The 11058-nt window shown below is 69.5% G+C and carries 10 protein-coding genes; 9 read left to right on the top strand and 1 reads right to left on the bottom strand.

Annotation, left to right across the window (positions count from 1 at the left end; genetic code table 11):
• Positions 1–299 precede the first annotated feature (299 nt).
• The 7 genes from KV097_RS18420 to KV097_RS18390 all read left to right on the top strand — a co-directional run bounded on the left by KV097_RS18420 (position 300) and on the right by KV097_RS18390 (position 8114).
• Positions 300–1148 carry a DUF2510 domain-containing protein gene (locus KV097_RS18420; protein WP_220366709.1) on the top strand — a complete coding sequence of 283 codons (849 nt, stop codon included), beginning with the start codon at positions 300–302 and terminating at the stop codon, positions 1146–1148.
• Between the two features lie 385 nt (positions 1149–1533).
• Complete coding sequence (locus KV097_RS18415; RefSeq protein WP_220366708.1) at positions 1534–2199, top strand: Ltp family lipoprotein; 666 nt, start codon at positions 1534–1536, stop codon at positions 2197–2199.
• Between the two features lie 268 nt (positions 2200–2467).
• Positions 2468–3709 (top strand): ABC transporter substrate-binding protein, encoded by a 1242-nt coding sequence (locus KV097_RS18410; RefSeq protein WP_255559829.1) that lies wholly within the window; start codon positions 2468–2470, stop codon positions 3707–3709.
• Between the two features lie 113 nt (positions 3710–3822).
• Positions 3823–4734 carry a carbohydrate ABC transporter permease gene (locus tag KV097_RS18405; RefSeq protein WP_220342579.1) on the top strand — a complete coding sequence of 304 codons (912 nt, stop codon included), beginning with the start codon at positions 3823–3825 and terminating at the stop codon, positions 4732–4734.
• 10 nt (positions 4735–4744) lie between these two features.
• Positions 4745–5656 carry a carbohydrate ABC transporter permease gene (locus KV097_RS18400; protein WP_220342580.1) on the top strand — a complete coding sequence of 304 codons (912 nt, stop codon included), beginning with the start codon at positions 4745–4747 and terminating at the stop codon, positions 5654–5656.
• Positions 5653–7077 carry a GH1 family beta-glucosidase gene (locus KV097_RS18395; protein WP_220366706.1) on the top strand — a complete coding sequence of 475 codons (1425 nt, stop codon included), beginning with the start codon at positions 5653–5655 and terminating at the stop codon, positions 7075–7077. Before KV097_RS18400 ends, KV097_RS18395 begins: the two co-directional genes overlap by 4 nt.
• A complete protein-coding gene (locus KV097_RS18390) occupies positions 7074–8114 on the top strand; it encodes a LacI family DNA-binding transcriptional regulator (protein ID WP_220342582.1) in 1041 nt (346 codons plus the stop codon). The genes KV097_RS18395 and KV097_RS18390 overlap by 4 nt, the downstream gene beginning before the upstream one ends.
• Positions 8115–8123: 9 nt before the next feature.
• Here the strand turns inward: KV097_RS18390 and KV097_RS18385 are convergent, their stop codons facing one another.
• On the bottom strand, positions 8124–8792 hold the full coding sequence (locus KV097_RS18385; protein WP_220366705.1) for a FadR/GntR family transcriptional regulator: 669 nt from the start codon (positions 8790–8792) through the stop codon (positions 8124–8126).
• A gap of 100 nt (positions 8793–8892) precedes the next feature.
• On the opposite strand from KV097_RS18385, the gene KV097_RS18380 reads away from it, so the two are divergent.
• Positions 8893–10251 (top strand): SLC13 family permease, encoded by a 1359-nt coding sequence (locus tag KV097_RS18380; RefSeq protein WP_220345564.1) that lies wholly within the window; start codon positions 8893–8895, stop codon positions 10249–10251.
• Positions 10248–11054, top strand: a complete 807-nt coding sequence (locus KV097_RS18375; RefSeq protein ID WP_220366704.1) for a class I SAM-dependent methyltransferase — start codon at positions 10248–10250, stop codon at positions 11052–11054. The genes KV097_RS18380 and KV097_RS18375 overlap by 4 nt, the downstream gene beginning before the upstream one ends.
• The last annotated feature ends 4 nt before the right edge of the window (positions 11055–11058 follow it).

The raw sequence follows: 11058 nt of genomic DNA, 5'->3' as shown, positions 1-11058 counted from the left end.
TTGGGACGCGACCTTCGTCTCGCCCTGCCCACGGGCTGTGAAGTCCTCCAGCCCGGTCGGCAGACCCGACGGCCGTCCCGCCAGGGACCCCTCCCCCGCCCAGCAGTGGCGGTCGGCGATGTGGGTGCCGCGACCGCCCGGGACGCGCCTTCGCGCGGCTCGTCGACGACGAGCGACACCTGTGTGGTCTCCAGAGGAGAAGCCAGAGTCGGCGTCCTGGGTCTGGCGAAACCGGGAAACCGTGACGTCATCCCAACAACGTCGCGACCTCATCCCTGCACGGCCTCGAGAGGAGTCGCATGTCTCATCAGAACCCGCCCGCCGGGTGGCACGTGGACCCGCACGTTCGCGGACAGCAGCGCTACTGGGACGGCCAGGCGTGGACGGCTCAGGTCCGACCGCTCATCCCGACCCCGCCGGCCGGGTGGTACGTCGACCCGCGCGTCCCCGGACAGCAGCGCTACTGGGACGGCCAGGCGTGGACCGCGCACGTCCGACCGCTCGGGCCGAACCCGCCGAGCTCGCAACAGAGCAAGCCCTGGTACGAGAAGAAGCGGTTCGTGATCCCGATCGCAGTCGCCGGGCTGATCGCCCTTGGCGCGGCCGGTGGGGCATCCGGCGGCGCCACGGACGATGTCGTGACCGACACCGCGAAGCCGTCCGCCTCTGACCAGGCCGAAAAGGGCGCCAAGGAAAAGGCTCAGGAGGATACGGACGCCGCCGAGAGGAAGGCCCAGGAAGCGGCAGAGGCAGCAAAGGAAACCAAGAAGAAGGAAGCCGAGAAGAAGGAAGCTGCCAAGAAGAAGGAGGCCGAGAAGAAGGAAGCTGCCAAGCCCATCTCGGTCGATGCGGCCACGCTGATCAAGGCGTTTGAGGACAATGAGTTCGCCGCGGACGCCAAGTACAAGGGCAAGACGCTCCGCATCACCGGCACCTTGAGCAAGATCGACACCGAACTGTTCGACGACAGCGACTACACCCTCCTCCTCGACGGCGGAGGGGACTTCGAGTTGACTCACGTGACCGCCTACGACGTTCCGAAGAAGGACATCGCGAAGTTGTCGACAGGCGAGGAAGTCACTGTCGTGTGCAAGTTCAAGGACGGCGGTGACCTCGGCGTCACGGTCAACAAGTGCGAGCTGGGCTGACGTCCCCGAGCGGGCGCTTACCTCCGGAACGGAGGCTTTGGAGGCGGCTCTCCGCTCGGTAGAATTGACGATTGGGACGCGACCTTCGTCTCGCCCTGCCCACGGGCTGTGAAGTCCTCCAGCCCGGTCGGCAGACCCGACGGCCGTCCCGCCAGGGACCCCTCCCCCGCCCAGCAGTGGCGGTCGGCGATGTGGGTGCCGCGACCGCCCGGGACGCGCCTTCGCGCGGCTCGTCGACGACGAGCGACACCTGTGTGGTCTCCAGAGGAGAAGCCATGAGACCGGGCTGGGCGAGTCCTGCGCGCCAGGAACTCGGTCGGCCCCGCAACGAGAGGAGTCAGAAGTGCCGAACGCTGCCCCGTCGTCGACTCAGGAGAGTCCGCGAGTGGACGACGCCAAGGCTCAGCGTGCTGCCGCCAAGGCGTACGCGAAGGCTCAGCGTCCCTGGTACCGCAAGAAGCGTTTCATCATCCCCCTCGCGCTCGTGGTGGTGGGAGTGATCGCCGTCTCGAGCGGGGAGGAGAGCGAGGCCGGATCCACGACGACCGGCTCTTCGACCACATCGGAGGGGAACGCAGCGCCGAAGCCGTCGTACACCAAGAGCCAGGAGGAGGCGATCGAGGCCGCCGAGTCCTACCTCGACACGGGACACTTCTCCAAGAAGGGCCTGATCAGCCAGCTGTCCTCGTCGTACGCCGACGACTTCACGAAGGCGGACGCACGCTTCGCGGTGAACCACGTCGACGTCGACTGGAAGGCGGAGGCGGTCGAGGCCGCCGAGTCCTACCTCGACACGGGACACTTCTCCAAGAAGGGCCTGATCAGCCAGCTCTCCTCGTCGGCCGGCGAGGGGTTCACGCGCGCCGAGGCCGAGCACGCCGTCACGACGGTCGACGCCGACTGGAAGGCGGAGGCCGTGGAGGCGGCCGAGTCCTACGTCGAGCTCGGGGGCTTCTCCCGGAGCGGGCTGATCGACCAGCTGACGTCCTCGGCCGGCGAAGGGTTCACGCAGGCCGAAGCCGAGTACGCCGTCACGAAGGTCGGCCTCTGAGACCAGCGTCCTCGACACTCCGCAGCACCCGCGCCCGACCGGCAGCAACGCCGCCGGTCGGGCGCACTCGTCTCTTCTCCCCTCGTTCACTCCCGTGTCACGGTTGTGTAACGAGTCATGGGAGCGCTCCCAAGATCCTTGACGCACTCTGTGACGGCGATCACAGTGTCTGTGGGAGCGCTCCCATCAGACGGGGGCGGCGAAGGAGAGGATCACCGTGTCACACACACGCCGTTCGCGTTTGCTGGCTTCAGCAGCAGCGCTCGTCATGATGTCGTCGCTCGCCGCGTGCGGCGGGGACAGCGACGACGAGTCCGGGAAGGACGTCACGCTCCGCGTGAACCTGTTCGGCAAGTTCGGGTATGCCGACCTCTACAAGCAGTTCGAGAAGGAGAACCCGGGCGTCAAGATCGTCGAGACCGCCGAGGGCGACCTCGGCAAGTACAACACGCAGCTCACCCAGCGGATCGCCGCGGGGACGGGCGCGGGAGACGTGGTCGCGATCGAGGAGGGCCAGGCGGTGAACTTCCTGGCCAGCGCCGACAAGTTCGTCAACCTCCAGGACCACGGGGCCAACGACCTCAAGGACCAGTACCTCCCGTGGAAGTTCGAGGGCGCCACCACCGCCGACGGCTCCACCACGATCGGGCTCGGCACCGACGTCGGAGGGCTCGCGATGTGCTATCGCCGTGACCTCTTCGAGAAGGCCGGCCTGCCGACCGACCGCGAGCAGGTGGCCGCCCTGTGGCCGACGTGGGACGCCTTCATCGCCACCGGCCAGAAGTTCCAGGCGGGCATGAAGGGCCAGAAGTCGAAGTTCATCGACAGCGCCACCAACACCTACAACTCCATCCTCATGCAGGGAGCCGACCACACCTACTTCGACAAGGACGGCGAGCTCGTCATCGAGAGCAACCCCGCGATCAAGACCGCGTGGGACAAGGCGCTCGAGATGGACGAGATGGGCATCTCGGCCGAGTTGAAGTCGTTCTCGCCGGAGTGGAACGCGGGCTTCAAGAACGGCGACTTCGCCACGATCGCCTGTCCCGCCTGGATGACCGGCTACATCAAGGACCAGGCCGGTGACGCGAACGCCGGCAAGTGGGACATCGCCACCGTCCCCGGCGGTGCCGGCAACTGGGGCGGCTCGTGGCTGGCCGTCCCGGAGGCCAGCGAGAACCAGGACATCGCGATCAAGCTCGTGAAGTTCCTCAGCAGCGCCGACGGACAGCTCGCCGCGTTCAACGCGGTCGGCAACCTCCCCTCCAACCCGACGCTGTACGACGATCCCGCGCTCAAGGAAGCGACGAACCCGTACTTCAGCGACGCACCGGTAGGCCAGCTGTTCGTGGCCGGCGCGGCCAACCTCGAGCCGGTCTTCCTCGGCGCGAAGAACCAGCCCGTGCGTGACGCCGTCGAGAACTCGATGCGTGCGGTGGAGAACGGCAAGCGCAGCCCGAGCGAGGGATGGAGCACGGCCGTCAAGGACGCCGAGAAGGTCGCGGGGTAGGTCCGGCACGGCTCGCACCGGCGAGCCCTCACGCCCGTGGTGCCCGCGCCGCGCCCCCTACCGTGGCGCGGGCACCACGTGTCCAGCTCTCCACCTCGGACCAGGAGCCCGACATGCACCTGCGCGACCGGCTCGCCCGGATCGACATCCACGGCGCGCCGTACTTCTTCATCGCCCCGTTCTTCATCCTCTTCGGGATCTTCGGAGCGTTCCCCCTCGTCTACACCCTCTGGGTCTCGCTCCACGACTGGAGCCTGCTCGGCGGCAACGAGGGGTGGGTCGGGCTCGAGAACTACAGCGAGCTTCTCGCTGACGGCTACTTCTGGAACAGTCTGCTCAACACCTTCGCGATCTTCCTGATCGCCACGATCCCCCAGCTGATCGCCGCGCTCGCCCTCGCCCAGGTGCTCAACTCCAGCCTGCGCGCCCTCACCTTCTGGCGGATCGGCGTGATCATCCCGTGCGCGACCTCGGTCGCGGCGGTCGGGATCATCTTCACGATGATGTTCGCCCGCGACTTCGGGGTCGTGAACTGGCTGATCGGTCTGGTCGGCGTCGAGCCGATCGCGTGGAACCAGGAGCGCCTCCCGTCGTGGATCGCGATCGCCACGATGGTCGACTGGCGGTGGACGGGCTACAACGCGCTCATCCTGCTGGCGGCACTCCAGGCCGTCCCCAAGGACCTGTACGAGTCGGCCCGCCTCGACGGTGCTTCCGCGGCCCGGCAGTTCTGGTCCATCACCATCCCCATGCTGCGTCCCACGCTGATGTTCGTCGTCACGGTCTCGACGATCGGCGGGATCCAGCTGTTCACCGAGCCGCTCCTCTTCAACCCCGGAGCGAACTCGATCACCGGTGGCGACACCCGGCAGTTCCAGACGAGCGCGATGTACGTCGTCGAGCAGGCCTTCACCGGCCAGCGCTTCGGCTATGCGGCGACGATCGCCTGGATCCTGTTCGTGGTGATCGTGGTGGTGTCGCTCGTGAACTCCCTGCTCGTACGCCGCATCCGATCGGTCGACTGAGGAGCATCCGATGACGACACCCTTGACCACATCCGTCGCGCTGCCAGAGCTCGTCGACGAGCCCGACGAGCCCCCGCACCGCAGACGGGGCCGCTCCCGGCTCCACCGCGCCTCGCCGCTGACCTACCTGACGCTCACCTTCGTGCTGATCGCGTCGGTGGCCCCGCTCTACTACATGGTCGTGATGGCCTCGCGTCCCAACAGCGACATCACGAGCAACCCCCCTCCGATCACCCCGGGAGGCGAGCTCCGCGACAACGTGACCCGCGTGTTCGACAACCCCGACGTGGTCTTCGCCCAGGCGCTGCTGAACTCGCTGCTTGTCTCCCTGGTCGCGACGATCACCGTCGTCACGCTGTCGGCCCTGGCCGGGTTCGCGTTCGCCAAGCTGCGCTTCCGCGGCAAGAACGTGTATCTGCTCGCGGTGATCGGCACGATGATGGTGCCGGTCCAGCTGGGGTTGGTGCCGCTCTACATGCTCATGGGCTGGGTCGGCCTCGCCGGCAGCCTGTGGTCGGCGGTGCTGCCCTTCCTCGTGACCGGGTTCGGCGTGTTCTTCATGCGTCAGTACATCATCCAAGCCATCCCCGACGAGCTCATCGAGGCAGCCCGCGTCGACGGCGCGTCCACCTTCCGGATCTTCGCCCAGATCATCTTTCCCGCGCTGCGCCCCGCCGTCGCCGTGCTCGGCCTGCTCACCTTCATGGAGCGGTGGAACGACTTCATGTGGCCCTACCTCACGCTCTCGCCGGAGAACCCGACCGTCCAGGTCGCCCTGTCGCGACTCTCGGGCGGCTACTACACCGACCAGGCGCTGGTGATGGCGGGCACGCTGCTCGCCACCGTGCCCCTGGTGCTCGTCTTCGTCCTGTTCGGCCGCCGCATCGTCGGCGGAATCATGGAAGGTGGAGTCAAGGCATGACCGACCTCGTCACAGAGCCGCTCACCACGCTCGCCACGGCGTTCCCTCCGGACTTCACGTTCGGCGCCGCGACAGCGGCCTATCAGATCGAGGGCGCGGTCACCGAGGACGGGAGGACGCCGTCCATCTGGGACGTCTTCTCCGCCGAGCCCGGCCGCGTGCACAATGGTGACACCGGTGAGGTCGCCTGCGACCACTACCACCGCATGCCGTCCGACGTGGCGATGATGCGCGACCTCGGCCTGAGGGCGTACCGGTTCTCCATCGCCTGGCCGCGCGTCCAGCCGGGAGGCCGCGGTCCCGTGAACGCCCGCGGCCTCGCGTTCTACGACCGCCTCGTCGACACGCTGCTGGAGAACGGGATCCCGCCCTGGGCGACCCTCTACCACTGGGACCTGCCGGTCGAGCTCGAGCAGGCGGGCGGCTGGCCGGCCCGCGAGACCGCGTACCGCTTCGCCGAGTACGCCGGCCTCGTCGCCGACGCCCTCGGCGACCGGCTGAGCGGGCTGATCACGATGAACGAGCCGTGGTGCTCGGCGTTCCTCGGTTACGGCAGCGGGGTCCACGCACCGGGTCGCCGCGACGGCGCGGCCGCGCTGGCCGCCTCGCACCACCTGCTCCTCGGGCACGGCCTGGCGGCGGAGTCGGTCCGGGCGGCGGCACCCGCGGTGCCGTTCGGCATCACCCTGAACCTCTACCCGACCTCGCCCGGTGTCCCCCCGACCTACGACGGCCCGGACCGGGCGGCCTACGACGACGCCGTCCGCCGCATCGACGGGATCTCCAACCGCTGGTTCCTCGACCCTGTCTTCGGGCGCGGCTACCCCAGCGACGTCGTGGAGGACGTCCGCTCGACCAGCGCGCTCGAGTTCGTGCGTGACGGTGACACCGACATCATCGCGGCGCCGATCGACTTCCTAGGCATCAACTACTACACCCGTCACGTCGTCGCGCCGGGCGCCTACCCAGGGTCAGCGGGGGTCGAGTTCCTCTCGCGCGGCTTCCCGGTGACCGCGATGGGGTGGGAGGTGGACCCGGATGGTCTGTACGACGTCATCCGCCGCGTGCACGACGACTATCCCGCCGTGCCGATCGTCGTCACCGAGAACGGCTCCGCCTACGAGGACGTGATGGGGGCCGACGGCGCCGTGCACGACGAGGCGCGCCTCGCCTACCTGCGCGACCACCTGGGTGCGATCGCTCGCCTCATCGCCGACGGTGTCGACCTGCGCGGCTACTTCGCGTGGTCGCTGATGGACAACTTCGAGTGGGCGTTCGGCTACGACAAGCGGTTCGGGCTCGTGCACGTCGACTACGCGACCCAGCAGCGGACGCCGAAGGCGAGCGCACGCTGGTACGCAGACCTTCTTGCCACGCACCGCAACGGTACGGAGCTGCCGAACGGGATACTGGGCCCATGACGGGCAGCCGGGCGGACGGGACGACGAAGCGCCCCACGCTCGAGCAGGTCGCAGCGCTCGCCGGTGTCGGACGCGGGACGGCGTCGCGGGTCATCAACGGTTCGCCGTCGGTGGCTCCGCAGACGCGCGACGCCGTCATGAAGGCCGTGGCCGATCTCGGCTACGTCCCCAACCAGGCGGCGCGCTCGCTCGTCACGCGACGGACGGGCGCGATCGCGCTGGTGATCTCCGAGCCGGAGGAGCGGCTGTTCAGCGAGCCGTTCTTCGCCGGGGTGGTGCGGGGCATCTCCAGCGTCATGGACGAGCGCGACCGTCAGCTGGTGCTCGTGCTGGTGCACGGAGCGGCCGAGCGACGCGACGAGCCCGCGGCGTACCTGAGCCCGCAGCACGTCGACGGCGCCCTCCTGCTGTCGCAGCACGAGGGCGACGACCTTCCCCAACGGCTGCGCGAGCGCGGTCTGCGCCTCGTCTTCGGCGGTCGGCCGCCGAGCGACGACGGTCAGAGCTGGGTCGACGTGGACAACGTCGGGGGTGCCCGTGCCGCCGTGGCCCATCTCCTCGCCCGACGGCGTACGACGGTTGCCACGATCGCGGGTCCCCCGGACATGCAGGCTGGACGCGACCGGCTCCTTGGCTACCGCGAGGCGCTCGACGCCGCCGGTGTCCCCTTCGACACCGACCTCGTCGCGACCGGCGACTTCACCGAGCTCGGCGGCTGGCGGGCGATGCGTCAGCTGCTCGAACACCGACCCGATCTCGACGCGGTTTTCGTGGCGTCGGACCCCATGGCGCTCGGCGCGCTCCGCGCGCTGCGTGAGGCGGGTCGGTCCATCCCGGACTCGGTCGCCGTGGTCGGGTTCGACGACTCACCGATGGCTGCGGTGAGCGACCCTCCGCTCACGACGGTGAACCAGCCGGTCGAGCTGCTCGGGCGAGAGGCGGCCGAGATGCTGCTCGCCCGCCTCGCCGACCCGGAGGGGGCGAGCCCTCGCAGCGTGGTGCTTCCGACCAGCCTGGTCGTGCGCGGCTCGTCCTGACCCGCGGGATCAGGTGGTGAGGGTCTCGCCCGACGTGTCGGTCCCGGATGTCACGGCCGAGGCACCCAGAAGCCCGAAGCACGCATGCCCGGCCGACTCTGCGTCGCCGCGTACGACGGCGGCCGCGAGGTCCTCGAGCCGCTCCCGCAGCTGTGGCGACTCCTCGGGCTCGGCGGTCTGCACGGCGAGGAGGTCGTCGAGGTCACCGAGCAGCGTGTCGCCGGCGAGCTTGCGGACGCACCGCCAGACCTCCCCGAACGCCGGCACCGTCCCGTCGTCGCCCAGCATCGCGATCCGCATGGCCTTCTGGCGGTGCTGCGCCGCAGCGCGGGCGATGCCGGCCATCACCGCCTCCCGAGCCGCGGCCACGTCGGGGCGTGGACGCGTGGCGATGCGGCCGGACAGGTCCTCGGCACCGGTCGGCGACTCCCGGACGAGCGCGCCGACTCCGTGCCGCACCTCGACCCGCCCCTGCGTCTCCAGCGCCGCGAGCGCCTGCGCCAGCGTCGCGCGGCTGACCCCGAGGTCGCGGGCGAGCTGACGCTCGGGAGGAAGCCGGTCTCCCGCGACCAGACCCTGCGCCTCGATGAAGTCAGAGATGTGCTGCGCGAGGTGCTCGTACAGCCGCGGACGGGCGACGGGTCCGGGCCCGCTGCGTCGACCCTCGGCCTTGCTCATGGCACCGAGGGTACTTGACTTTTGCGGACGTGGACCAGAGGCTAGGCCACTGTAACTGTGGTCTGGACCACACTGATCACCTCACCTGGGAGGGTCCCCCGTGTCCACCGAAATCATCGCGTTGGCCGCCCTCGCGCTGGTCTTCCTGATCGCGACCGTCCGCAGCATCAACATGGGCGCGCTCGCCCTCGTCGCCGCCTTCATCGTCGGCCTGAGCGTGTTCGGCGACGACACCGACGCGATCATCAGCGGGTTCCCCGGGGACCTCTTCGTGATCCTCGTCGGCGTGACCTATCTCTTCGCGCTCGCGAAGAACAACGGGACGGTCGACTGGATCGTCCACGGCGCCGTCCGGGCGGTGCGGGGACGCGTCGCGCTCGTGCCGTGGGCCATGTTCTTCGTCTGCGCGGTCGTCACCGGGATCGGCGCGGTCAGCCCCGCCGCGGTCGCGATCGTGGCGCCCGTCGCGATGGGCTTCGCGCACCGCTACCGGATCCATCCCGTGATGATGGGCATGATGGTCGTCGAGGGCGCCACGGGCGGCAGCTTCTCGCCGATCGGCATCTTCGGGAGCATCACCAACGGGGTCGTCGACTCCAACGACCTCGACGGCAGCCCGACGTTCCTCTTCCTCGCCGCGCTGTTCGCAGCGTTCGTCGTCGCGGCCATCACCTACGTCGCGTTCGGCGGCCGCGAGCTCATCCGGCGCGGCAAGGACGAGCGTGCGCTCGCGGAGATCGGCGCGACCGCCGGCGCGGCGAGCTCGTCGGCGACGCGCGTCCCGGTCACCGGGACGCCCGGCTCGGTCGTCGAGCGCGGCCTCGGCCACGAGGACGGCCCCGACGCGATCGACGACGACACCCGCCTCAACCTCGAGCGCTCCACGACTCTCCTCGGCCTGGTCGCGCTGATCATCGGAGCTCTCGCCTTCGACCTCGACGTCGGCTTCACCGCCCTGACCGTGGCCGTCGCCCTGACGCTGCTCTTCCCCCCGTCGGCCCGCGGAGCCGTCGAGAAGATCAGCTGGGGCACGATTCTCCTGGTCGGCGGCATCGTCACCTATGTCAACCTGCTCCAGAACCACGGCGTCGTGTCCTGGCTCGGCGACCGCGTCGCCGAGGTCGGTGCCCCGCTGGTCGCGGCGCTGCTGATCTGCTTCATCGGTGCGGTCGTGTCGGCCTTCGCGTCGACCACAGGCATCATCGGTGCCCTCATCCCGCTGGCCGTGCCGTTCCTGCTCACCGACCAGGTCAGCGCGATCGGCCTGATCGCCGCCCTCGCGATCTCCAGCTCGGTGGTCGACTGCAGCCCGTTCTCCACCAACGGCGCGCTGATCGTGGCGAACTCCGATGAGGCCGACCGCGAGCTCGTCTTCAAGCGGCTGATGCAGTGGGGCATGTCGATCGTCGTGGTCGCCCCCATCGTGACGTGGGCCGTCCTCGTCCTCCCGAGCGCGTGAGTGACCAGCACGAAACCCGACCGGCGGGCGGCGACCACGCCGCCCGCCTGCGGGAGTCGTTCACCGTCCAGGCCGAGACGTTCGAGGAGCCGGCACTCAACGCGGCGTTCACCTCCGCGCTCGACTGGATCATCGAGGCCGTCGCTCCTCGCCGCACCGACCGCTGTCTCGACCTGGCTGCGGGCACGGGCCTGGTCGGGCGAGCGCTGTCCCCGCACGTCGCCGAGGTCACCTGCGTCGACACCACGGCCGCGATGGTGGATCGTGGGCGTCGCGCCGCCGCGGGCGAGCGGCTGAGCAACGTCGCGTTCGTCCTCGCCGATGCCACCACGCCGGTCGTCGCGCCGGGCAGCGTCGACGTGGCGGTCACCCGGTTCTCGCTGCACCACGTCCCCGATCCCGTCGGCATGCTGCGCGCGATGGTCGACGCCGTGCGGCCGGGCGGACGACTCGTCGTCCACGACCTCGCCGCACCGCGAGACCCGGCGGTCGCGGCCCACCAGGACGCGATCGAGAGGTGGCGCGACGACTCGCACCTGCGTACGCCGGTCCTCGGCGAGGTCGCCGCCCTCCTGCGGGACCTTGGCGCCGTCGTCGACCGTACCGCCCGGCGCGCGTACGTCCGGCTGCTCGAGCCCTGGCTGGAGCAGGCCCGCACCCCGTCCGATCGTGCCGACCGCGTGCGTACGGCCTTCGCCGAGGAGCTCTCCGGAGGGACGCCCACGGGTCTGCACCCCGAGGAGCGCGAGGATGGTGTCTGGTTCACCCAGACCTGGGAGCTCACCGTCGCCCACCGCCCGTGATCCG

Origin of the sequence: Mumia sp. zg.B17 (genome assembly GCF_019550915.1) — a bacterium.
Classification (GTDB): Bacteria; Actinomycetota; Actinomycetes; order Propionibacteriales; family Nocardioidaceae; genus Mumia.
The sequence above is the reverse complement of the archived record's forward strand: the minus strand, read 5'-3'. Positions and strand labels throughout refer to the sequence as shown.

Coding starts and splice junctions, on each gene's coding strand:
- KV097_RS18390 (WP_220342582.1), top strand. CDS start 7,074: ATGACGGGCAGCCGGGCGGACGGGACGACGAAGCGCCCCACGCTCGAG.
- KV097_RS18410 (WP_255559829.1), top strand. CDS start 2,468: ATGATGTCGTCGCTCGCCGCGTGCGGCGGGGACAGCGACGACGAGTCC.
- KV097_RS18420 (WP_220366709.1), top strand. CDS start 300: ATGTCTCATCAGAACCCGCCCGCCGGGTGGCACGTGGACCCGCACGTT.
- KV097_RS18385 (WP_220366705.1), bottom strand. CDS start 8,792: ATGAGCAAGGCCGAGGGTCGACGCAGCGGGCCCGGACCCGTCGCCCGT.
- KV097_RS18395 (WP_220366706.1), top strand. CDS start 5,653: ATGACCGACCTCGTCACAGAGCCGCTCACCACGCTCGCCACGGCGTTC.
- KV097_RS18400 (WP_220342580.1), top strand. CDS start 4,745: ATGACGACACCCTTGACCACATCCGTCGCGCTGCCAGAGCTCGTCGAC.
- KV097_RS18405 (WP_220342579.1), top strand. CDS start 3,823: ATGCACCTGCGCGACCGGCTCGCCCGGATCGACATCCACGGCGCGCCG.